The 22,240-nt window shown below is 68.5% G+C and carries 21 protein-coding genes and 1 pseudogene; 10 read left to right on the forward strand and 12 right to left on the reverse strand.

Annotated features, from left to right (window positions below; translation table 11 throughout):
- The first annotated feature begins 34 nt into the window (after positions 1-34).
- Together J0910_RS05030 and J0910_RS05035 are read left to right on the forward strand one after the other, a co-directional pair.
- The gene (locus tag J0910_RS05030) at positions 35-2,785 is read left to right on the forward strand and encodes a DNA/RNA non-specific endonuclease (RefSeq protein WP_420157341.1); all 2,751 of its coding nucleotides are present in this window, start codon (positions 35-37) and stop codon (positions 2,783-2,785) included.
- 16 nt (positions 2,786-2,801) lie between these two features.
- Positions 2,802-3,254 (forward strand): immunity protein YezG family protein, encoded by a 453-nt coding sequence (locus J0910_RS05035; RefSeq protein WP_420157342.1) that lies wholly within the window; start codon positions 2,802-2,804, stop codon positions 3,252-3,254.
- Between the two features lie 262 nt (positions 3,255-3,516).
- On the opposite strand, the pseudogene J0910_RS05040 reads toward J0910_RS05035, so the two are convergent.
- Positions 3,517-4,282: pseudogene (locus tag J0910_RS05040) on the reverse strand (transposase family protein).
- A gap of 698 nt (positions 4,283-4,980) precedes the next feature.
- On the opposite strand from J0910_RS05040, the gene J0910_RS05045 reads away from it, so the two are divergent.
- Together J0910_RS05045 and J0910_RS05050 are read left to right on the forward strand one after the other, a co-directional pair.
- On the forward strand, positions 4,981-5,490 hold the full coding sequence (locus tag J0910_RS05045) for a transposase family protein (protein ID WP_420157343.1): 510 nt from the start codon (positions 4,981-4,983) through the stop codon (positions 5,488-5,490).
- A gap of 33 nt (positions 5,491-5,523) precedes the next feature.
- On the forward strand, positions 5,524-5,961 hold the full coding sequence (locus tag J0910_RS05050) for a hypothetical protein (RefSeq protein ID WP_420157344.1): 438 nt from the start codon (positions 5,524-5,526) through the stop codon (positions 5,959-5,961).
- Positions 5,962-6,202: 241 nt separating this feature from the next.
- On the opposite strand, the gene J0910_RS05055 is transcribed toward J0910_RS05050, so the two are convergent.
- Positions 6,203-7,591: a DUF6177 family protein gene (locus tag J0910_RS05055; RefSeq protein WP_420157345.1), complete on the reverse strand. Its 1,389-nt coding sequence runs from the start codon at positions 7,589-7,591 to the stop codon at positions 6,203-6,205.
- Positions 7,592-7,897: 306 nt separating this feature from the next.
- Here J0910_RS05055 and J0910_RS05060 point away from each other — a divergent pair, with 306 nt between their 5' ends.
- Positions 7,898-8,554, forward strand: a complete 657-nt coding sequence (locus J0910_RS05060) for a hypothetical protein (RefSeq protein ID WP_420157346.1) — start codon at positions 7,898-7,900, stop codon at positions 8,552-8,554.
- Positions 8,555-8,662: 108 nt separating this feature from the next.
- On the opposite strand, the gene J0910_RS05065 is transcribed toward J0910_RS05060, so the two are convergent.
- From J0910_RS05065 to J0910_RS05075, 3 genes are all read right to left on the reverse strand, one after another.
- Positions 8,663-9,436 carry a bestrophin-like domain gene (locus tag J0910_RS05065; RefSeq protein WP_420157347.1) on the reverse strand — a complete coding sequence of 258 codons (774 nt, stop codon included), beginning with the start codon at positions 9,434-9,436 and terminating at the stop codon, positions 8,663-8,665.
- 123 nt (positions 9,437-9,559) lie between these two features.
- Positions 9,560-10,027 (reverse strand): hypothetical protein, encoded by a 468-nt coding sequence (locus J0910_RS05070; protein ID WP_420157348.1) that lies wholly within the window; start codon positions 10,025-10,027, stop codon positions 9,560-9,562.
- 74 nt (positions 10,028-10,101) lie between these two features.
- Entirely contained in the window at positions 10,102-10,641 is a 540-nt protein-coding gene (locus J0910_RS05075) for an ATP-binding protein (RefSeq protein ID WP_420157349.1), read from the reverse strand.
- 215 nt (positions 10,642-10,856) lie between these two features.
- Between J0910_RS05075 and J0910_RS05080 the strand changes: the two genes are divergently transcribed.
- The 3 genes from J0910_RS05080 (at position 10,857) to J0910_RS05090 (ending at position 12,736) form a co-directional block, all read left to right on the forward strand.
- Entirely contained in the window at positions 10,857-11,717 is an 861-nt protein-coding gene (locus tag J0910_RS05080; protein ID WP_420157350.1) for a helix-turn-helix domain-containing protein, read from the forward strand.
- A complete protein-coding gene (locus J0910_RS05085) occupies positions 11,714-11,965 on the forward strand; it encodes a DUF397 domain-containing protein (protein ID WP_420157351.1) in 252 nt (83 codons plus the stop codon). Before J0910_RS05080 ends, J0910_RS05085 begins: the two co-directional genes overlap by 4 nt.
- A 138-nt stretch (positions 11,966-12,103) precedes the next feature.
- Positions 12,104-12,736 (forward strand): DUF7691 family protein, encoded by a 633-nt coding sequence (locus J0910_RS05090; protein ID WP_420157352.1) that lies wholly within the window; start codon positions 12,104-12,106, stop codon positions 12,734-12,736.
- A gap of 59 nt (positions 12,737-12,795) precedes the next feature.
- Here J0910_RS05090 and J0910_RS05095 read toward each other — a convergent pair whose 3' ends face one another.
- The 5 genes from J0910_RS05095 to eccCa all read right to left on the reverse strand — a co-directional run bounded on the left by J0910_RS05095 (position 12,796) and on the right by eccCa (position 19,350).
- Positions 12,796-13,395, reverse strand: coding sequence for a Uma2 family endonuclease (locus J0910_RS05095; RefSeq protein WP_420157353.1), 600 nt, complete (start codon positions 13,393-13,395; stop codon positions 12,796-12,798).
- Between the two features lie 109 nt (positions 13,396-13,504).
- The gene (locus J0910_RS05100; RefSeq protein WP_420157354.1) at positions 13,505-14,074 is read right to left on the reverse strand and encodes a hypothetical protein; all 570 of its coding nucleotides are present in this window, start codon (positions 14,072-14,074) and stop codon (positions 13,505-13,507) included.
- A gap of 136 nt (positions 14,075-14,210) precedes the next feature.
- Positions 14,211-14,597 (reverse strand): hypothetical protein, encoded by a 387-nt coding sequence (locus J0910_RS05105; protein ID WP_420157355.1) that lies wholly within the window; start codon positions 14,595-14,597, stop codon positions 14,211-14,213.
- A 153-nt stretch (positions 14,598-14,750) separates the two neighbouring features.
- Positions 14,751-15,326, reverse strand: a complete 576-nt coding sequence (locus tag J0910_RS05110; protein WP_420157356.1) for a DUF7691 family protein — start codon at positions 15,324-15,326, stop codon at positions 14,751-14,753.
- A gap of 58 nt (positions 15,327-15,384) precedes the next feature.
- The gene (gene eccCa / locus J0910_RS05115; protein ID WP_420157357.1) at positions 15,385-19,350 is read right to left on the reverse strand and encodes a type VII secretion protein EccCa; all 3,966 of its coding nucleotides are present in this window, start codon (positions 19,348-19,350) and stop codon (positions 15,385-15,387) included.
- Positions 19,351-19,514: 164 nt separating this feature from the next.
- Between eccCa and J0910_RS05120 the strand changes: the two genes are divergently transcribed.
- Positions 19,515-19,934: a hypothetical protein gene (locus tag J0910_RS05120; protein WP_420157358.1), complete on the forward strand. Its 420-nt coding sequence runs from the start codon at positions 19,515-19,517 to the stop codon at positions 19,932-19,934.
- 340 nt (positions 19,935-20,274) lie between these two features.
- Positions 20,275-20,670 carry a peptidase inhibitor family I36 protein gene (locus tag J0910_RS05125; RefSeq protein ID WP_420157359.1) on the forward strand — a complete coding sequence of 132 codons (396 nt, stop codon included), beginning with the start codon at positions 20,275-20,277 and terminating at the stop codon, positions 20,668-20,670.
- A gap of 91 nt (positions 20,671-20,761) precedes the next feature.
- Here the strand turns inward: J0910_RS05125 and J0910_RS05130 are convergent, their stop codons facing one another.
- Together J0910_RS05130 and J0910_RS05135 are read right to left on the reverse strand one after the other, a co-directional pair.
- The gene (locus J0910_RS05130; RefSeq protein WP_420157360.1) at positions 20,762-21,463 is read right to left on the reverse strand and encodes a B3/B4 domain-containing protein; all 702 of its coding nucleotides are present in this window, start codon (positions 21,461-21,463) and stop codon (positions 20,762-20,764) included.
- Between the two features lie 45 nt (positions 21,464-21,508).
- A complete protein-coding gene (locus tag J0910_RS05135; protein ID WP_420157361.1) occupies positions 21,509-22,126 on the reverse strand; it encodes a LysE family translocator in 618 nt (205 codons plus the stop codon).
- Positions 22,127-22,240: the final 114 nt, after the last annotated feature.

The following is a 22,240-nucleotide window of genomic DNA, read 5'->3' on the forward strand; positions in this document are numbered from 1 at the left end:
CCCCCGGTCACATGAGAGGAAAGCCCGCGGGCACATGGAAACCTACGCACCCGACGCGACCCTGCAGACCGGTCTCGACACCGACGCCAGCGTCCTCATCGTCCCCGATGCCATTCCGATACCGGGGACCGCTCTGGAGGCCCTCTCCGAATCCGTCTCCAGCATCCGCTCAGCGGCCGGCGACATCGCGGATGGCGGAGAGGGCGTCAAGTCCTCGTGGCAGGGGCTGCGCTCCGTTTACGAGGCGCCTGAGGACGAAGAACTCTTCTCCGTGATGGACCCGGTCGCCGCACAGGGGAACGCGCTCCGCGACGATCTGGTCGACATCGCCGACGCCCTCGACGAGTTCGGAGAGGAGGCGGCGGATGCGAAGAACAAGCTGAAGGCCCTCAAGATCATGGCCACCGACTTCGTCGATGAGGTCTCCGAGGACCCTCTCGGGTTGGCCAATCTCTACAACCTCGCCATGAACCGAGCGCTGAAACGCATGGTGAACAACGCCTGGGAGAAATTCCAGGAGGCGGAGCGGACCTGCGGGAACAAGATCTCCAAGCTGTGCGATGGGCCGAAGTTCGTTCCGGCGACCGGAGGGGAGCCCGGGAAAGGGGAGATCCCCTACGGAGGGGCGCCTGGAGACACTCCTGAGGCCGACTACGACTACGGAAAGTTCTCCGAGTGGATCCGGATCGGCCGCGACGGCTTGGACCTTAAGAAGTCGTATATCGAGGATGTGGATAAACCCTGGCCCCTGGACTGGGCGGTGGACGGGTATTCGGCTGCCTGGGACAACTTCACCGGTGGCGCGACCTGGGGGTTCGGTGTCGCTGCGGTCTCCGCCGCAGGGATGTGGCGCGAGGGCAAGGGATGGGCCCGCAGCCCCGGGGAGGTCATCGACAACGCTCTCCAGTTCCAGAAGGAGAGACTCCAGGGCGCGGGAGCCCTGGTCGGTGTCTACGGTGAAGACGGCTGGATGACGCCCTTCACCGACGAATGGTCCTGGGGCAAGTTCGGCGACAACGCCGGCGCCGCATGGGGGGCCACCGCAACCGAGTTCTTCGCCTTGGACGAGTGGGATGACCGCCCCGCTTACACGGTGGTGACCAGCGTCGGGAACATCGCCACCTTCTTCACGTCCTTCCCCGCTCGCGGTGGCACCGTCTTGACCCGAGCCCTTGAGATGAGAGGGGAAGGCAAGGGGGCGGGCGACTGGACAGTCCAGGAATTCTGGGGGCGGGGCGAGGCAGGGAAGAGTGGATTCAGCCTCCCGAAATCGTTCCAGGAATTCAAAGCGAAGTACGCTCAGATAAGTTCTGATATCCAGATTCGCCTGGACTCTGTGAAGGCAGATATTCTTTTGCGATTCGGAAGGCCGGCTGATGCCGGGCGCGGAATTGAAGAGTTCAGTTTGGAGGAAGAGCGGAAATCTGAAGCGACTGAGGATGACTTTTCTCGAGAGAGCGAGTCCAACCTCGACCCGACTTTCGAAGGATCGATCGAGCCTACTGGCCAGCAGCAGAGAGGGGTGGACGAGAGCTACGAGAGCCGTATTGATGTGCAGCGCGATGAGGCATTCTCTGGCGAAGCTCCAGAGCGAAGGGTGTTGGAAGCCGCTAGAGCAGTTATCGAAGAGGCTGAGCGTATCCTTCGCGAACCTCAAAGGGTTCTAGTGGGCGCCAATGGAATGGAGATCCCTGAAAGAAGAGGGGATGGAGAAAACGATGTCGACGGACTGATGATTTCTTCATCTCATGATGAATCTGGTGGTGTAGGCGATGGAAGGCAGGGCGATACAGGTTCTCAAACGGTTCAGCAAGAAGGTCCCTCGCAGCAGAATTTGGTAAGCGACACTTCTGCAAACTCGCAGGTTGTCACGAGCCTTAGCCCCGACCTTACTGGTGGCGGTAGATTTGGGGCGCCTCCAGGAGGAAGCCGTCCTGGTACAGGGGATGGGGGAGTGGAAGGCGGGGGTGAGCCCGCTGGATCTCCTATCAAAATTGACGATAACCACCCGCTTTCTCCTGATAGGGAGGAGCGGTTTGGTGATCGGGGTGGCCTCTCCCCGAATGCGATATACCAGGTTTCTTATAAAGATGGCGCACACTGTGGAATTTTCAAGACCGACTCCCACGGTGAAATTATAGAAATCGAAACCTGGTCAAAGTCTTCGCAAGGGGCCACGCGGGCCAATTTTGAACTTAACAACCCAAGGCCGAATGCAAAATATAAGGTCGACGGACTTGTTTTTGAAACCGATCATCTCGGGCGCACGGTTTCCGTGGAGGGTGAGATTTCGCTTGGGCCTGGAGTTCGGGATAAAGAAGCCGAAGAGGATGTCAAAGAGCAAGGAAAAGCAGATTTTATTGAAATCTATGAAAAAGAAAATCAAGAAATCTTGCGACTGGCTAGACAGCGTTCTGGAAATAATATTTCACTCGATGATGTGCCTCACTACATGGAGGTTGTCTGGAACGCGGGGCATCTGATCGCTCGCCAGTTCCTTGGGCCGGCGGAGAAAATTAATTTGGTCCCTATGGTAGAGTACTTGAATAGGGATATTCGCCGTGTTGATGGAAGTAAAGCGACTCTCCAGGATAGCTTCAGGGTTGCCGAAAGAACGTGGGTAAAAGCTCTAGATGATACCCCCCCTGGCAAGGTGAAGGTTCGCATTGAATTGTCATATGAGGGAGATGCTTCAACGCCGGAGATAGTGGATGTGAGGTACACTATCAATGGGACTCCAGAAGTCATTTCTTATAGCAATATTCCCCCCATAGTAAAGGGATAGTCGTGAGAGGGAAACAATGGATTCGGAAAAAATAAATGATCTTATTTCCGGAATCGCAGAAAGCGTGGTTTCTGTTGCACCTGATGGGTGGATTGAAGTAGGCTTGAATTCAGCAAATGTTGCGCTTTTCCAGAAAATTAGCGCACCGGTTCTCTTGGAAGGAGGGGAGGTTTATGACAACGTTTCACAAATATCTTCTTCGACAATGAAAATGGTGCGCACATTGCGAGAAGAGATGTACAAATCCGGGAAAGGTACTTGGTATTCCATGGGGATTGTGATAACAAAAGAAGGGAAGTATAGAGTTGAGTATAATTACGATGAACCTCTTTCTGTAGACCTTCCGATTCCCGATAATTATTATGCTCTAGATTTAAATTTTTTCCCTAGGGATGCAAATTGCATTCCAGGGTGGGTTGCAAAGAAATTGGAGAAGGTGAATAAAGAAAAAGAGGGGGGTGGTACTTAAATAAAACTTCCTGTTCTTGCATTGATTTGCAATGCACGAAAAGCGATGAAGGCGGCCAGAGTGAAAGTTGTTGCTTATTTTTCTGGTAGAGCTAGAGGCATTTAAGGGTTTTGGGTTGACTTTAGATACTCCATCTGTGCTTTAATATTTTCAGTCGCCCGAGATGGGAAAAGCTGCTCTCGTGTGCCGAATGCCATATATATTGTTTCTCTCTGCTTTCAATTGGAACTCCTCTGAGTGGGCCGGCGAGGATGAGCCTTTTTCATCCTGTTTCTCGGAGCTGAAGAACGAGCACGGCTCGAGCGATCTCGCTGGCGTGGCGGGGGGCAGCAGCGTAGGCGGCGCAGGATGCGCCACTGCTCGAGCTGGGCGATCGCCCGTTCGCCGGGCCCGCGGAGCTGGGCGTGTTCGGAGTTGATGTCCTTCTTCCACTGCGGCTTGCCTCGGCCTTTGAATGGGCAGAACGCCAGCTCGGACAGGCCCACGTAGGCTTTGTCGCCCAGAGCGATCAGTCCTTGGGTCCGGAGGCGTTCGGCGATCTTCCAGATCCGGGCTGCCCGCACGTCGTGCACTGGCCCCAGGAGCGCTCCCGAGGTCCACAGAAGGGCCCCGTCCGGGGCCGCGACGACCTGGATGTTCATGCCGTGTTGTTTGTGCTTGCCGGAATAGAAGGGGCGGTCGGCCGCCACGCGGTCGCAGGCGATGAGTGTGCCGTCGACGATCACATATCCCCACCCTGTGCGGCGTGCGCGGCGTAGGCCCTGTTCGAGGGTGGGTGCCTGCTTAGCGGGCAGGGCTGTGGTCTCGCGCACGTAGCGCCAGGCGGTTGTGGTGCCCACGTCGAAACCGGCTGCGACCTGGGTGAACGTCTCACTTTTGTGTAGGTGGACCAGTACGAGCAGGGCCTGTTGTGCGGGGGCCAGGCGGTGCCATCGGGAGCCGGTGTTCTTGCGGTGGGCGCGGATGGTGCGGGCGGCCGGGTTCAGGGTCCGGCGTGACAGGGGCAGCGCGGCACGGTAGAACAGCATGTGAAGCCTCTGGTGCTGGTTCTTCTTGGTCGAAGACCCGTCTACCAGGGGCTTCTTGCTGTCAGGGGAGGTTTCGTCAGACCGGTACGCGGCTGTGACCTGCACACTCAGAATGAAAAAGGCTCAGTAAAGAATTTGGGAATGGCGTAACTTGGTGGGCAGATGGCGAAAATTGGTGGCGCTTCCACCCGCGTTCTTCAGATGAGTCAGGAATACTTTGAAGATATTGAGGTGATCTCAACGAGTTCGGAGACCGGGATGAAAGCCGCGAACAGCAGAAAGATGACGTCGGGGTGTGAACCGTCGTTCCCCTGACACAGGTGTGGAGCCCCAGGCAAAAGGCGAGGTGACGAATCTGCGCCGGTCCACCTGAAAGGCTCCACGTGGTTCCCTATACCGCCACCCTCGAGGTGCCCGTGGACACCGTTCTCCGCGTTTCCGCTCTCCTGGCGGCCGAGCGCCGCCGCGTCGGCCCCCCCCGCCCGTTCCCGGGCCCTGTCCTGCTGCAAGCAGGCCGTCCCGGTCCTGCGCCGGTTCCGCGACGACACCTCCATCGAGGCCCTGGCCGGGGACAACGACATCTCCCGCGCCACCGGCTACCGCTACATCGACGAGGGCGTCGCCGTCCTGGCCGATCAGGCCCCCGACACCTGCACCGGGTCCTCGACCACGCCCGCACCGCCCCCGCCAGGCCGATCGTGCCGGACGGCAAGCTCTTCGCCGGCGACCGCCGCTCGGAAAAGGGCCCCGACGACACGAAGGACCTCTGGTACAGCGGCCACGAGCACCGCCACGGCGGCAACGTCCAGTTCCTCGCCGACGCCCGGGGAGAGCCGTTGTGGGTGTCCTATGTCGAGCCCGGATCGACGGCGGACATCACCGCCGCCCGCCCGCACGTGTTCCCTCTGCCGCACAAGGCCGCCGTACAGGGGCCGGTGGTGCCGGCCGATCCCGGATACGACGGTGCGGGAACCGGTGTGCACACCCCTCTCAAGCGCCCGCCCGAGGCGGACGAAGAGCGGTGGGATGTCGACGACCGGGCCCACGACCTGCCGCTACGCGGCCTGCGGTGCATCGGCGAGCGCGCGATGGCGGTACTGGTGGGCCGGTGGCGGGTGCTGCGCCACACCGCGATGAGCCCGTCCAAGACCGGGATGATCGTGCAAGCCGCCCTTGTGTTGACCACCATCGAAAAACAAACTCGCTGAGATCACCTCATTCGACGATAGAGGGTTAATAGGATGCTTGAACGAGGATCTCTGGACCTTATAGAGCAGGGCGAATACATCCATAAAGCCGTTGTTGTAATGGTGCGCTCCTTTGTAAAAGAATGGAAAGAATTCAAGTTTCGATTTGATGTTCTTCATGGCTGTTCAACTGGAAGAGGCATTGTTGCATACGTGGACGGCGCGTGGGAGGAGATGAAAATTCCTCTGCAAGTACTTTCTGTGCTGGACGACCTGCGAATAGGGATGTATGTTGAAGATGAAGGCACTTGGTTCAGTATGTTGATACACTGCAATAAAGCCGAAGGATATACTACCAAGTACAATTATAAATCTAAGCCTATTTTTGATGTCGAGCCGACAAATGAAACATACGCAGAGGACTTTAAGTACTTTCCAAGAAGTCCCGACCTCACGCCTGAATGGCTTCGAGACAAGATCGCCGAAGCTTGAGATCGGAATTTATTGAAGCTATTGCTTGAGGTCTACGAAAAGCGTATATTTGCAAAATACCCTAAAGAATTCGAAGAGGTAATGGAAAGAGTTGATTGAAGTAAGGCAAAGTCTGCAGTGATTTAGGGGGTGACTTAAATTTTTTTGTCACTCTTGAAGGGGGTGGTGTCTGGCAGTCGGAACCATTCGGGAAGTGGAGGTGATTTCAGTTCCTGTCGGCTGGTAGCCGGCAGAGGTGAGGTCAGTGTTTGGCAGGTGAGGAGTTCAGGTGATGGAGTTGAGCCTTGATGAGCTCTGTCTTCATCTGCGAGGGAATAGAGGACTCAGTGAGCAGATACCAGGCCGCTTGAGCCTCGCGCTTTCCCAGGAGTACCCCTTTGATTGGGCCTGAGAGCGCGTGCCCTTCTCCTGTCCTACGCAGGGTTTCCGGCCCGGCGGCCATACCTAGAGGAACGGGTAGTCCGTGCCACCGGGGCTCATAGGTGGTGTCACTCCGCCCACGCATGCGGCGGACGTGGAGCATCGTCAGAAGCTCTTCCTCCGCAAGGGCTTCCACCAGCTTGGGCAGCTGGGCCAGCGGAAGCTCCGCCTCGTCCTGGTAGCCGATCGCCATGGAGATGTGCTCGGCCCCCTTCTCGCCGTTCCAGGTGACACGCATACTTCCGGAGAACGGGCGGCCGCCGTCCTGAGGAGCGGAGAAGTGCAGTACCGAAGGCCTGAGAGCCCGGTGTCGGCACAGGCGGATCAGCCTCTCCGGGACCCAGGGAGCCAGGGCCGGCTCGTGCGGGCCCCAACCGGCGGGGTGGGAGTCGGCGAGGTGGTCCGTGATGATTTCGACCGCCCGACCCAGCGGGGGAGCGTACGGCTCGCCGTGCTGAATGGTGAGGTCGAGGACGAGTTGTGCGCCCAGGGGGGAATCGTCGAGGAACCCCGGAGCCGGCTGCGGGCCGTTCTCGGAGGGGGCCGGGATGTACCCCTCCTCGGAGTCCCAGTGGAGCGGTAGGCCGCTGATCCCGTCGAAGTGGGTGCCTTCCTCGGTCTGGGCGACCCAGCGGGCCGCCGGGGTGCCCAGGAGGGTCCGCAGCGGGTAGGTGATGCGGGACGTGGACGGGGTCAGGACCTGCAGGATCTTCCCCTGCGGGGCGTGCATGGACAGCGCATCGGACATCCACGAGGAGAAGGGGACGACCTCGCGGTCCTGGGCGATCACGAACGCCTTCTCCGTAGTGCGCTCCACGGCCGGGTGGTCGGTCTCCTCCCAGACGGAGAAGTCGGCCTGACCGGAGGTCCAAACGGTGCCGCCCAGACGCCAGGCGAGGCTTTCGGCGAGGCGGTGCGCGATCTCCCGCCCCTGTTCGTCGGGTCTGGCCCGGACTTCGACCCACCAGCACTCCTCCGGTAGGCCGACCGCGGCCTCAGGGCCGAGCAGCCTGGCGACCTCACCGGGGGACTCCACCAGCTGCGCGGGTTCGAGGGTCGCCAGCACATGGCGCTCGTCGCTGCGGATCTGCAGGACGTTCCCGCCGCTGAGCGGACGGAGCCACGCCTCCGGAGCGGCGTCCCGGAGCGCATGGGCGATGGCGCGCATGTCGGGGTCTTTCGCCACCAGGGCGACCACGTCGTAGCTCAACGATTCTCCTTACGAGGCGGGTGAATGGGGGGAGATATGACCCCGAGTGGCCAAGCATAGGCAGTATGCGACGGAAGTGGAGGCTGGGAGTCGGGCTTCTGCTCTCTCCACGAACTCCTCCAAGGTGCTCGCCGTATCGGTGAACGGGTGGGGGTGGCCGCTTCCGGCCTCCGCCGTACAGCCGCTTCGGAGCGGGCGGGGCGGCGGCGATATCAAGACCATCGGAAGGGTGCGGAGTTTCGGGTGTAGGGGAGCGGCGGCCGAAATACGATCACCTTGTGCCCCGATAGCGTCACGAGGAGTCATATGCCTGTCGTCCGCCGCGCCCTGTCCCTGCTTCCGGCGGTGAGCGCGCTCCTGCTCGCCTGTGCCGTCCCGTCCGCCTCGGCCGCGGTCGGGGAGGCCGGTCCCGGGGGCGCCCGGGCGGAGACCGGGGACACCCGAGTGGAGGCGGGGCCCGGCGGGGTCCGGGTCGATACCCCCGACACCCGGGTGGAGGTCGAGCCGGACGAGCCCTACGTCCTGGTCTGCTCGAACGGGGTGCGGGTGGTGGTCACCGCCGGGCGGGTGCCGGACTGCCCGAGCACGCCCGAACCCCCTGCGTCGCCGCCCGGGCCGCCCGAGCCCGCCCCCGAGGAGCCCCGGCTCCCCGGCGCCCCCGACCCCGAGGTTCCGGACGAGCCGGTGGCTCCGGAGCCGGAGGCCGAAACCCCGGTTCCGGAGGACCCCGCCCCGGAGGCCCGCGCGGAGGAGCAGGCCGCCGCCCCGGCGCCGCCCGCGCCGCCCGCCCCCGGGGCGGAGCCCCCCGCCGAGGAGGAGGCGGTCCCGGTGGCCTCGTTCGTCCCCGGCGGGCAGCAGCCGTCCGACGCCTTCACCCCGATGCGCGCCATGGTGATCGTCGTGGTGGTCGCCGTCACCGCGGCGGGCGCCGGCCGGGCCGCCGCCGGGCGCCTCGGCGGCTGACCTCCGGGGAGGCGGGGGCCGCCCCACGAGGAGAGGGCGGGCCGCGACGCGCGGCCCGCCCCCGGGATGGTCGTCAGGGCCGCCGCTCGGACGGCCGCGCTCGGGCGGTCAGGGGGCGTCCAGTGCCGCGTCGGCCTGCTCGAAGCCGGCCAGCGCGTCCTCGATCCCGCCCGCGTCGTTGACCAGGATGCCGGTGTACGGGCTGCCCATGTAGAGCATGAGCACCACCGGCGCGAAGACGAACAGCAGGTTGACCGCGGCCCAGAAGTAGGCGGCGGCCGAGCGCTGCTTCATCATCGCGAACGGCAGCACCGCCACGGCCACCGCCGACACCGCCGTGATCGCGGTCAGCACGGGCGGGATGCCGTCCCCCGCCGCGTCCGCCCGCTCGATGCGCGCGTCGCTGAGGTTGGTGAGCTCCTGGCGGGCGGTGAGCAGGTCCAGCCCCTCGCCGGTGTCGGAGCTGGACAGCACCCGCACCGACGCGGCGAGGTCGGCCAGCGCCTCGTCGCCCTCGGGGCTCAGCCCGCCCTCCCGCTGCATCAGCGGCCAGTCCTCCTCCACCACCGTGGTCAGGTAGGTGCGGAGCTGCCCGCGGACCGTCTCCGCCTCCTCGGCCGGCAGGGCGGCGGTGCTCCAGTACAGCGCCTGGGCGGCCCCGGCCTCGGTGGCGACGCCCTCTTCGGCGCCCTTGAAGTCCTCCCAGCCGATCACCACCCCCATCGCCGCCGCCGCGAGGTAGAGCGCGAGCGCGCACGGGGCGATGACGACGCCGACCGCCCCGCCCGAGGAGTCGTCGCTGACCCGGAACCTCCACGCGGCGAGTATCGCGCCGAGGACCATCGCGGCGAGTATGGAAAAGGCGAGAACAGACGTCATCATGTGCATTCCGTAAAGGGAGGCGGATGGTTTCCGCTCCATCGGTAGCACGGAATCGGTCACCCGCTCGGCGGAAAAAGAGAACACCCGGAAAAGTGCGTTTTCGGTCGTTCGGGAGGTCTTGTCTCAGCCGAGGAGGGGGAGCAGGCGGGCCGTGGCGAGCAGGGCCAGGCCGGTGGCCAGGCCGGTGGTGAAGGCGAGCGCCTGGGCGGCGAGGTGGCGGCCGGATGCGGCGGCGCGGCGCGCCCTGCTTCCGGGCCGGTGCGAGGGGGAGGGATGCCGGTCCGGCGGCGGGTCGGTGTGGGGCCGGGGCGCCTCGGGGCCGAGTTCGGCGTGCGTGCGGAGCAGCCAGGGCGGCAGGGCCGGTTCGCCGGGCGGGTGCGCCGCCCGGGCGTAGGGGGAGAGCAGCAGCGGAGGCCCGTCCGGTGGTCGCCGGGGAGGAGCCGGGGAGGCGGCCGGGGCCGCGGAGGCGGCAGAGGCGGCGGAGGACCTGTGCCGTCCGCCCGGCGGGTTGAACCGGCGGCCGCGCGGGCGGGAGGTCAGGGCGTGCAGCCGGTCGGTGGTGCTGGTCGAGGTGGATGCGGTGATGCTCATGGGCGGGTGTTCCCTTCGGGGCGGGGGCGCCCGCCCTGCCCCCTCCGGCGCGGGGCGGGCGCCCGGTCTGCGGGTCAGGCGGCGTCCCAGGCGGTGCCGTCCAGGTCGTGGTCGAGGTGGAGCCAGACGTTCCGGTGGCCGGACCCGCCGTGCTGTCCCCAGGCGGTGGACAGGGCGTCGACCATGGCCAGCCCGCGCCCGTGGGTGGAGTCGGGGTGCAGGCGGCCGGGGGTGAGCGGGCCCTCGTCGGCGGGCTCGGCGGCGCCGCTGTCGCGGCAGGTGAGCATCAGGCCGGCGCGGCGCCGGTGGACGAGGAGGGTGTAGCGGCCGCCGGGGCGCCCGGAGCGGGAGTGCGCGATGGCGTTGGTGGCCAGTTCGGAGCCGAGCAGGGTGAAGAGGTAGCGGAAGTGGGCGTCGTGCTCGGCGGCGCAGGTGTCGAGGAAGGCGCGGGCGAGCGGGAGGAAGCCGGGCAGGCCGGGGAAGTCGTAGCGGCGGGCGGAGTAGTAGGGGCGGTCGGGGCGGCGGTTGAAGTAGTGCCGGTACAGCGGCGGGATCAGCGCGTCGAGCGAGACGGTGACCTCGGGCAGCGGCGGCACGGGGGCGAGGACGGGCATGCGGGCACACTCCTCCTGCGAGAGCAGTGGACAGGATCGGGGAGGCATCCGCGCGGGCTCGTTCGAACAGCAGGTAGGGCAGCGGATGCCCGAGTAGCGTGACCGTCAGGTGTTCGAGTGATGTCATGGTCACCGACTACACTCTTAGAGTAACTAGAGATTCTCCAGGGTCAAGCATTCTGGAGAATCTCTAGATTTTTCGATAGCTTTGCCCCATGTCGCGAACCCTTAGCCCAACGGTCAGGCGCCGCCGCCTTGCACGAGTGCTGCGGCAGCTTCGGGACGAAGCTCGTCTGACTCTCGACGCCGCTGCCAAACAAGCAGGGATAGCCCGAGCGACGCTGGGCAAGATCGAAACCGCTGAGCTGAAGCGAGTTCGTCTGTCTGATCTCGACTCCCTTGCCGTTCTCTACGAGATCGACAACTCAACCCGACTGGCCTTGCACCAGTTGGCTAAGGACTCTTCTGAGAGGGGGTGGTGGTCAAAATACAAGGATGTCTTCGGAGGGAAGGCCCTTCCCGACTTCGAGGCGGAAGCATCTTGCATCCGAACCTTCCAGGCGCAAGTCGTCCCCGGTCTGCTGCAGACTTCGGACTACATCGAGGCCGTGTTCACGGGAACCAACGCGTTTGTCGCTGAAGAGGTCGCGCGGCATGTAGACGCTCGCGTGGAGCGACAGAAGATCCTCACTCATGCTTACCCGCCTGACTACACCGTCATCCTCGACGAAGCGGCACTGCGGCGGCAGGCCGGCTCTGCCACGGTCATGAAAGAGCAGCTCGAACACCTCGCTTACATGACCACCAGGCCCCACATCGCCCTGCACGTCCTGCCCTTCAGTGCAGGGATGCACGCGGCCAGCCTCGGCAGTTTCACCATCATGGACTTCCCCGACCCGTCGGACCCCTCGCTGGCTCATACTGAGAACCCGACTTCTATCCTGTTCGTTGAAGAGGAGACAGAGCTTCGCCGCTACGAAGCGATGTGGCGAGAGGCCCACAACGCTTCCCTGACGGTCAAGCAGTCCGTCGAGTTCATCAAGCAGATCGCCTCATCCTTGGAAAGCGAGCAGTGACAGCCGTGAGGTTCCGGAAGAGTAGCTACAGCGGTGCCGGTCAGGACTGTGTGGAGGTTGCGCACGTCCCCACCGACTACCGCAAGAGCAGCTACAGCTCCGGTAACTCGCAGGACTGCGTCGAGGTGGCCAGCCTTCCCCGGGCCGCCGCGATCCGGGATTCCAAGCACGCCGACGCCGGTCACCTCGCCTTCCCCGCCTCCGAGTGGGACGCCTTCCTCGGCGCCGCGCGGGCCGGGCGGCTGTAGGGCTCCGGCCGTGCGAGAGGGCCCGTCCCGGATTCCGTCCGGGGCGGGCCCTCCTCTGTGACCTGGGTTTTCAGGTCGGCTGTCAGACCTCGTCGGTATCAAAAAGGGCAACTCCCACCACGGAGAGAGGAAAGCCCCATGAGCAGCGTGCTGCGGATGACCAACGGCGATATGGACGACGTCCTGGCGATGCTCGGACCCGCTCCCCTCGACGACGAGCAGCGGCGGAGGCTCGCCTACTCGGAGCGGGCCGCCGCCGAGGTCGATGCCCGGCTCGACCACCAGGGCATCGACCTCGGGCTCTCGGTCGGTGCCGCGCTGGAGCACCTGGTGACCGGCGACGAGCGGGAGGAGGACAAGGGCACCTCCTACACCTACGCCTTCGACTGCCTGGTCGCGCCCTTCTTCTCCGACGTGTACGACCTGGGGGCGTGGAGCAGGTCCGCGCGGTTCTTCTCGCAGATGGGCGCCGAACTGAGGAAGCTCGGCGTGCCGGACGAGCTGTGCCCGACGTCCTTCCTGTTCACCGGGCCGCCGCTGGAGGCCCGCATCCCGCACACTCCGGACGGGCCGGTGCTCGGATACCTGCACTCCTCCAAGGCGGAGCCGCTGGTCAAGGCGTACGGCGAGGCGATCGGCCGGCTCCCCGCCGACTACCGGTACGCGGCCAAGATCTTCATCGAGACGATGGAGGTCGAGGTGGACTCCTACGAATACGGCCTCAAGCAGGGCTGGAACCGCACCTACAACCACTTCGTCCTGGAGGGCTGACCGGCGACGATGAAGCCGAGGAACCCCGGGGCGGTGGCCGGCCGCCCCAGGGTCCGGGCTCAGAGCCGGTCGACCTCGGTCAGGTCGATGTCCACCGGGAACGGGGCGGAAGCGGCGAGGTGCGAGTGGTGGATACCGGTGAGGAAGTAGGCCCTGGTCGCCGGATCGATCTCGTAGGTGTAGACGACGGGGCCGCCGTCCCCCTTCTCGACCCGCCAGAAGTGTGCGATCCCGGCCTCGGCGTAGAGCAGGGGCTTGCGCTTGCGGTCACGCTCCTCGGACTCGGTGGAGACCACCTCGACCACCAGGTGCACCGCCTCGGGCGGGTAGGTGGTCTCCGACCAGCCGGGATCGGCCTCCGCGGAGGCCTCGACCACGAGGACATCGGGCTCCGGCCGCTGCCGGGGTCCGAGGGTCACCGTCATCTCCCGGCGCACCTTCAGCGCCTCTGGCACGGTACGGCGCAGGCCCGCCACCAGCACATCGCCCATCAGAGCGTGGAAGGCCGTCTGCAGGGCGGGCACCACCAGGCCGCCGTCGATCAGCTCGGTGTGCGAGGGCAGACCGGGCAGCCGGTCCAGGTCCTCGGAGGTGTGGCCCTCGACGGGAGGCCGGAGCAGTTCGGGGGCGGGCACACCGGGGCCGGGCCGGGCGTACACGTCATCACCTCCGGCGGGCGGCGGGGAGACCGGCGTCCGCCAGGCTAGCCGGGCGGGGCGGCCGTACGCAGGGGAATCCTGTTACCGGAGGCCGACCGGGGCAGGCCCGTCATGCCGCGTCCCACCCCTCGGTCAGGGCGGTCGCGACCTCCTCTGACAGGGCCCGCAGGTCCGCGTCCGAGTACTCGGCGTCCTCTTCGGTCTCGGCCTCGACGACCAGCGAGTAGGCCTCGAACTGGACCAGGGTGACGCAGGTGCTGAAGCCGTCGCAGGTCTGCAGGGCGTCGCGGGGACCGATCCGGACGGCCCGGTGCTCCTCCCAGCCGTCGTTCACCGGGGTCTGGGGGGAGTAGGCCTCATAGGCCAGCTCGTCGATGGTGCCGTACTGCTCCGCGTCCTTGAGGTACATGTCGACCCCGGCCCGGTCCCCGGCGATGTCCGAGGCCCCGGAAGAGAGCAGATCGCTGCACCGCACGTCGATGGCGCCCTCCGGCAGGCCGCCGTCGTCCTCGACCGCGGATTCGGAACAGTGCGCCGAATCGGCGAGCGCCTCCTTCAGCACCGCCGGGTCGGGGGCGTCGGCCTCGGGGCCGAAGACGGGGTAGGCGCTGGTGAGGGTGGCGCAGCCGCCGACGGAGAGCAGCACGAGGCCGGCCGCCGCCGCTTTCGCGATCCGCACGTGGTTCCTCCGGAAGGGGAGTCGGGACAGGAGAGGGGCGGCGAGGCGCGCCGGGCCCACGGTGGCCCAGACGCCCCCGCCGCCCCGACGGTTCCAGGGTGGCGCGAACCGGACCCGCCCGGGGGAGGGCCGGGCGTCAGGCGTGCGCGCCCTGCCAGCCGCTGCACTTCGCCCTGGTGTACGACCCGTCGCTGCGCATGTTGGTGTAGCACGCCCTGAGGTACACCGGGGTGCCCTCGTTGATCCGCTTCAGGCTCTTATGTGTGCGCGTGTTGTACCCGCAGGACGTGGTGCTCCACTGGTGGAACTCGTTGACCTTGAGCTCGGCCGTCAGGCAGTAGCCGTCCTTCTCCAGGTCGTAGGAGTCGATGTAGTCGCCCTGGTGGGTGAAGCTCACCTCGCCCCCGGCGACCGTGATGCGCTCGTCCGTCCCGGCGTACGCGGCGGTGGCGGGCGCGATGGTCAGGGTCGCGGTGAGCGCGACCACTCCGAGGCGGGCGGCGATCCTTCTCTTGGTGGACATGCGGTTCCCCTTGCCGGAGACGACGAAAAGTCGGGCCGGGGGAGTATGTCATATTACGATCGGGATTTCGTAATAGGTTTATCGGCCCCTGGGTACGCGGGCAGCGGGCCGCCCGCGTCCCCGCGGTACCTGAGAGGGCCTCCGCCCGGCTCCCTAGTGGTAGTAGGTGACCAGGCCGCGCCCGGTGCGGGCGCATTCGCGGAACCAGCCGCGCAGCTCCCGGACGCCGTCCAGGGCCTGCGGGTCGATCCGGTCCTCGTCCATCGCGTCGAACTCGGCCGCCAGCTCGGCGGCCCGGTCCGCCTCGACGCAGCCGATCTGCGGGAAGTCGTCGATGGGAGGCAGCGGGACCACCTGGCCCTCGTATGTGAGAGAGGCGGGGTCGAAGGAGACGCCGGCCTTCTTCAGTTCGGCCTCCACCTCCTCGAACCAGTCATAGCGGACCGGGCTCCACTCGCCGTTGAACAAGAACGAGGCGCACGGGTGGGCCTCCAGGATCGTTTTGAGGCAGTAGGCGTAGAGCGCCCCGGAGCCCTTGTCGTACTCCTCGCCGAGGAGCAGGTGACGTACGGCCTCTCGGGCCGTCGGGCCGCCCGTCCGGTCGAGCCGGTCCAGGCTGTCGGCCCAGTCGGAGCGGAGCAGGCTGTTCAGGGCCTGCTCGCTGCTGGAGCCGATCACCGACCGCAGCTCGGCGAGATCGACGGCGTAGGGCATGAGGCCGTAGGACAAGACGGTGCCTTTCCAAGGAGATGAGCAGGACGGGGATGTGCGCGGAGCGCCGACGCGGCTACCGGTCGGCCTCCTTCTGCGGGTCGAGCAGGGCGGTCTGCACCAGCACCGGGGAGGAGCCGCGGCGGACCCAGCGGCCGCGGCCCGGGGGCTGGGCGTCGGCGTAGAGCCGGGGGAGGATCTGCCCCTCGCCGCGGTCGCCGGACATCAGCAGGGCGGCGGAGCCGGACTCGCGGACCGCCTGCACCAGCGGGTCGTACATGCCGCGGGAGGCGCCCGCGACCCGGCGGGCCAGCACGAAGTGCAGGCCGATGTCGCGGCCGGCCGCGGCGAACGGGACGAACGGGGCCAGCGGCTTCTGCCCGGCGGTGGTGAGCAGGTCGTAGTCGTCGGCCAGCACCACGATGCGCGGGCCGGACGGGCGGTCGCCGGAGCCGTCGGGGTTCCGCTCCTCCAGCTCCTTGGCCACGCCGGCGGCCAGGCCGGCGCAGAGCCGGGCGCTGCCGGCGTAGCCGCCCAGGTACGGCTCGGGGATCGCGTCCTTGAGGGTGCGCCGCGGGTCCATCACCGCGAAGACCACCTCCTCCGGCGCGTACCGGGCGGTCAGCCCGGTGGCGAGCAGCCGCAGCAGGTTGGTCTTGCCGCACTCGCCGTCGCCCAGCACCAGCAGGTTCTGGTCCCGGTCGAACAGGTCCAGCACCACCGGGGCGAGCGCCTTCTCGTCCACGCCCAGCGGCACCCCGGCCGGTTCGGCGTCCGGCCCCGGAAGGAAGCGCGGGTGGAGCGCCCGGGGCAGCACCCGGACCCGGGGGACCCGCGCCCCGCCCCAGGCCCCGGCGGTCTCCCGGGCCGCCTTCTCCACCGCCTCGCCCAGGTCGGAGGCGTCGTGCAGGCCGTCGATCCGGGGCAGCGCGATCTGCCCGAACAGCTCGTCGCCGGTCAGCGCCCGCCCCGGTACGTCCGGCGGGAAGGTGCCCGCGAGCTTGCGGTCCACGGTGGAGTCGGCCGGGTCGTTCAGCCTCAGCTCCACCTTCTGCCCGAAGGTGGACTGGGTCGCCATCCGCACGTCGTTCCAGCGCAGCATGGCCGCGACCACGTGCACCCCGTACCCGCCGCCGCGCTGCAGCACGTCGGTGACCAGCTCGTCGATCTCCTCGAAGTCCTTGCGGATCGCGCCGAACCCGTCCACCACCAGGACCACGTCGGCGGTGGGCAGCTCGGGCACCTCGCCGCGGGCGTGCATCCGGCGCAGCCGGTCCACCGAGTCGATGCCGTACTCGCGGAACACCTCCGCGCGGTGCTCCAGCATGCCGCGGACCTCCTCCACGGTGCGCCGGACCCGCTCCCGGTCCAGCCGGCCGGCCACCCCGCCGACGTGCGGCAGCTCGGTCAGCGCCTGCAGGCCGCCGCCGACCAGGTCCAGCCCGTACACCGCGACCTGCTCCGGGGTGTGCGTCAGCGCCAGCGACAGCACCAGGGTGCGCAGCAGGGTGGTCTTCCCGGTCTGCGGGCCGCCGATGAGGGCGGCGTGCCCGCCGGAGGCGGTCAGGTCCAGCTCCCACACGCCCTGCCACTGCTTGGCCGGGTCGTCCAGCACGCCGATGGGCACCCGCATCGGCGCGCGGTCGCCGGGCAGCCGCAGGCCGCCGGGGCCCGCGGCCGGCTCGCCGACGGCCTCGTCCAGCGGGGCCGCCGCGGGCAGCGGCGGCAGCCACACCCCGCGCGCCCGGGTGCCGTGCCCGGACAGCTGGTCCACCATGACCTCCAGCAGGCTGGGGCCGGTGGACCGCTCCGGCATGGCCGGCTCCTCGGCGGCGGGGGCGTCCCGGTCGCTCTCCGGCCGGTCGAACGAGGTGAACTCGCGGGGCCGGGGCGCGGCGTCGCGCTCCTCCTCGGCGGCGAGGGCGCCGCGGAACGGGCCGGACACGTACCCGGCCTTGAACCGCCGGTAGACGGTGGTGTCCACCTTCAGGTACCCGAACCCGGGCAGCGCCGGGAGGTGGAAGGCGTCCGGGGAGTCGAGCACGGTGCGGCTCTCCTCCTCGGAGAAGGTGCGCAGGCCCAGCCGGTAGGAGAGGTAGGTGTCCAGGCCGCGCAGCTTGCCGCCCTCGATCCGCTGGCTGGACAGCAGCAGGTGCACGCCGATGCTGCGGCCGATCCGCCCGATGGACAGGAACAGGTCGATGAAGTCCGGCCGGGCGGTCAGCAGCTCACCGAACTCGTCGATGATCACCAGCAGGTGCGGCAGCGGCGCCAGGTCCGGGTTCTTCCGCCGCAGGTGGGCGTAGTCGCCGATGGAGGCGACGTTCCCGGCGTCCTTGAGGACCTGCTGGCGGCGCTGGACCTCCCCGGAGAGGCTGGCGTAGGCGCGCTCGATCAGCGCGGCGTCGTCCTCCAGGTTGGTGATCAGGCCGGCGACGTGCGGCAGCCCGGCGAAGGGCGCGAAGGTGGCGCCGCCCTTGTAGTCGGCCAGCACCATGGACAGGTCGTCGGGCGAGTGCGTGGCGGCCAGCGACAGCACCAGGGTGCGCAGCAGCTCGCTCTTGCCGGAGCCGGTGGCGCCCACGCACAGCCCGTGCGGGCCCATGCCGAGCTGGGCGGCCTCCTTGAGGTCGAGGACCAGCGGCTGCCCGGTGTCGTCGGTGCCGATCGGGACCCGCAGGAACGCCCGCTCGCTGCGCGACGCCCACAGCCGGGGCACGTCCAGCGCGCCCGGGTCGGCGATGCCCAGGGAGGCGGCGAAGTCGGCGGCGCCGGCCTCGGCGGCGGACTCCTCGGCGGCCTCCGCGGAGAGCCGGAGCGGCGCCGCCATCCGCACCAGCCCGGTGAGCAGGGCGGGGGTGACGTCGTCCACGGTGCCGGCGGAGGTCTGCTCCTCCTCGCCGCGCAGGTCCTGCACGACGGCCCGGTCCCCGTCCACGGTGATCCGCACCGACACCTCGCCGGGCTCGTCCACCTGCCGCTCGACCAGGTGCAGCACGGTCGCGCCGAGCGCGCCGGGGGCGACGGCGTCGTCCGGCCGCACCAGGTCGGCGGCGGTCTCCCCGTGCGTGTCGTGCACGATCAGCAGCCTGCGCATGCCGGCGTAGGCCTCGCGGCGGCCCATCCCGCGCCGGATCTCCCCGGCCAGGTCGGTGCGGGAGCGCAGCTCGTCGGCGAGCAGGGCGCCCAGCTCGGCGGGGGCGGGGGCGATCAGCCGGCGGCCGCCGCCGCGCGCGTCGGCGTCGGCGGTGTGCGGCAGCCACTTCAGCCAGGACCAGTCGCCGGCGTGCTCGGCCGGGTGCGCGACCGCCACCGCCAGGTCCTCCGGGGCGTGGAACACCGCGGCCTGCGCGAGCAGCGCCCGGACCAGGCGGAGCACGTCCGGGCGGGCCCCGACCAGGCTGACGTCGCCGACCCGGTCCAGCGGGACGGTCAGCGGCATCTCCGGTGCGGTGGAGAACCGGTGGATCACCGCGTTCGCCTCGGAGGCCATGAACGGGTCGGTGGGGGTGAGCGCGCTGCCCTGGTCGGCCAGGGCCAGCGGCCGCGCCGCGACCTCCCCGGTCCCCGCCCGCACCTGCAGGAAGTCCCGGTCGCGCCGGCGCCGCTCCCACAGCCGGGCCGGGTCGCGGACGATGTCGTAGAGCGCCTCGGGCGGCGGGGCGAGCAGCCGGGCGCGGGCGCGGGCCTCCTGCTCGGCCCGGCCGAGGTCGTCCCGGAGCTCTTCGAGGTATTCGAGGTAGAGCTCGCGCTGGTTGCGCCGCTGCCGTGCGGCCTGCCCGCGCCGGGAGAAGAACATGCCCAGCGCCGCGAAGACCGCCACCACCAGGATGACCGCGCCGAACACGATGAACGCCGGGTTGCGCACCACCATCATGATGGTCAGCGACGCCATCATGCCGACCATCGGCAGCACCGCCATCAGCGGGCTCTGCTGGGAGTTGCCGTCGGGAAGCGTCGGCGGCGCCTCGACCTCGCGCGTGTCCTGCGGCGCGGGCGGATGCACCGTCCGCGCGGGGCGGTGCACGGTACGCGTGGCCACCGGCGCTCCTCTCGGGGGGTCTCGGGGGTGTGCCGTCCTGCGGGGCGGCCCGCTGCGGGGCGTGCAGGAGGGTTGACGGAGGGGATCCTACGGGAGTACCACCCATCGGGGACGAACGGGACGGCGTGCGGCCGGAGGCGGCCGCCGCGGGGAGGGGAATCGGGATGGACGATCGCGCTCGGCTGCTCGGGCGGGTCCGCGGGGCGGTGCGGGGGACGCCGTACCAGGTGGAGGAGACCGCGGCCGGTGCCCGGGTGCACGGGGCGGCCGGCGCCGGGCGGGGCGCCGCGGCCGCCTCGGTGGACGTGGTGCTGGACGAGCGGAAGGGCCGGGCGGTGCTGACGTCCGGCACCGAGGTGGACGGGCGGCCGGTGCGGGCCGGGTGGGAGCCGGGCCGGGGCGGTCCGGTCGGCGCCGAGGAGCTGGAGTCGCGGGTCGCCGGCGCCGTGGAGGCGGCGGGCTGGCGGGCCGAGACCCGGCCCGGGGACGCCGCGTTCGGGTTCGGGTCGCCGTCGGCGGTCGTCGCGATGCTGGTGCTGCTCTTCTCGCTGCCGCTCGGGGTCACCCTGGCCCTGGTGCTCTGAGCGGGGAGAGCGGACACGGGGAAGGGCGGCGGGGAGCCGTTCCCCGCACCGGCTCCCGCCCCCTCGCAGGGCGCTGTCGGCGGCCTCTTCCGGACAGCGGCCGCGGGGCGGCCCGGCGGGAGGAGCGGCCCGGATCCGCGCGGGGCGGACGGCGTAGCGGCACTTCAGCGGCCCGGGCGCTTCCGGGGCGCTCGCGGGGATACTCCGGCCTGGGACTCGGACGGGCAGCGGGCCGGTTCCGTTCCGTGGGATCGATGGTGCTCCGCCGTGCCGGGGCGGACTGGTGAGAACGTGCGTTCTCTGATTCGATCGCACCTCCGCAGCAACCGAGAAGACGGGGGTGGACGTGTCCATTCTGAAAAAGGGGGCGGTCGCGATCGCGGCCGCAGGGGCGATGCTGTTCGCCGGGACCGCCGTGGCGGCGCCGGCACAGGCGGCCACCGGGTACGACCGGTGCCCGCACGGGTACTTCTGCCTCTTCTCCGGCTACGGCGGAAGCGGAAAGATCGGGATCTTCAAGTACGGGTCGTCGGACCTGCGCCTGCAGGGGCTGGACAACGACGTCCACTCGCTGTGGAACCGCTCCGGTCGGCGGATCGAGGGGTGGGCCGGATACAACTACACCCCGACTCCGCCGAGCACGATCGGCCCGATCTTCGGTGCCAGCGCCTATGGCGTCCCGCGTGATCTGAACGATTTCGTCGGCGGCATCGTGAGCTCGGTCCGGGCCGTTTAGCGCCCGCGTCCGCGCCGGGCGGCTCCGGCCGTCCGGCGCGGCCCGCGCCCGTCGTACGGGGTTCGGCGGGCGCGGGCCGAGGGCGCCGGGCTCAGCAGGTGAAGCCGGGGGCGTCGCGGGTGAGCAGGGCCGGGCGGGACGGGGCGGCGCCGAGCGCGTCCAGGTCCGCGGCCAGCCTGCGGAGCAGGGCGCCGACGTCGGCGGCGGCGCCGTCGTGCATCGCCTCGGCGACGATCAGCGCCCGCCCGGTGCCGGGGCGGATCGCGGACAGGCCGCTCTGCCGGTTGGTCCAGCGCCGGGCGTGCGCGTTGCCGCCGGTGTCGGCGAAGACGATCTCGCCCGGGGCGGGGTGCTCGGAGCCGCCGGACAGCGGCACGTACACCTCTCCGCCGCCGGCCGGGCGGACCTCCAGGTCGCCGTCGATCCGGTCCAGGTCGAGGGCGGCGACCGGGATCGCGTAGGCCATCGACACCGCGTTGCAGAGGTCGACCAGCGGGTGGATCCCGGGCAGCGTCCCCTCCTTGGCGAACCGGCGGAGCAGCGACTCCGAGGCGCACCGGTACTGCGTCGGCTTCAGGCCCATCCGGGTGAACGCGCGGCGCCAGGCGCCGATCTCGGGCAGGGCGCTGAGCGGGGCGTCGGCCAGCCGGGCCTTCGCCTCGGTGTGCAGTGCCTCGGTGTGCAGTGCGGCGAGCCGGCCGTCGACCGGGGCGGCGGGGGCGCCGGCGGTGAGCACGCCTGCGGCGAGCTCGGGGAAGGCCGCCCAGACGTCGTCGGAGTGCCGGAAGTGCATGCGGGTCTCCTGGTTCCCTTCGGTCGTGTGCGAGGTGGGTGCGGGTCAGCGGGAGGCGAGTGCGAGCTGGACGCCGAGGGCGGCGAAGGCCCCCGCGAAGGAGCGGCGGATCCAGGCCAGGGCACGCGGCCGGGCGGCGATGAAGGAGCGGACGGCGGCGGCGAACACCCCGTAGCCGAGGAAGACCAGCAGGGTCAGCCCGGTGAAGACGCCGCTCAGTGCCGCCATCCGGCCCAGCGCGTCGGGCGCGGCCGGGTCGGCGAACTGCGGCAGGAACGCGAAGAAGAAGATGGTCAGCTTCGGGTTGAGCAGGTTGACCAGGACGCCGGAGGCGATCACCCGCCCGACCGGGCGGTGCTCGTCCCGGGGGTCCTCCGGGACGGCGAGCGCGCCCCGGTCGCGCAGCATGGCCCAGGCCATGTACAGCAGGTAGGCCACACCCAGGTACTTGAGCACCTGGAACGCCAGGGCGCTGGTGTGCAGCAGCGCCGCCAGCCCGGTCAGCGCCGCCGCCGCGTGCGGCAGCGTGCCGATGGTGCAGGCCAGCGCGGCGACGGCGCTCGCCCGCGCGCCCCGCGCGAGCCCGGCCGCCATGGTGAACAGCGCGCCGGTGCCGGGGGTGGCGACGACGATGAGCGACGTCAGCAGGAACTCGATGCTCATGGCGGCCTTCCGCTTCCGGACCTGGTCTGAAGGGGCGGCGGCACGACACGGCAAGGCACGGCCCCCGCTCTCCTGCCCAGCCTTCCGCTGCCGATGGCCCCCCGAACAGATCCA

This window comes from Nocardiopsis oceanisediminis (assembly GCF_048595525.1).
In the GTDB taxonomy this organism is placed as follows: Bacteria; Actinomycetota; Actinomycetes; order Streptosporangiales; family Streptosporangiaceae; genus Nocardiopsis_A; species Nocardiopsis_A oceanisediminis.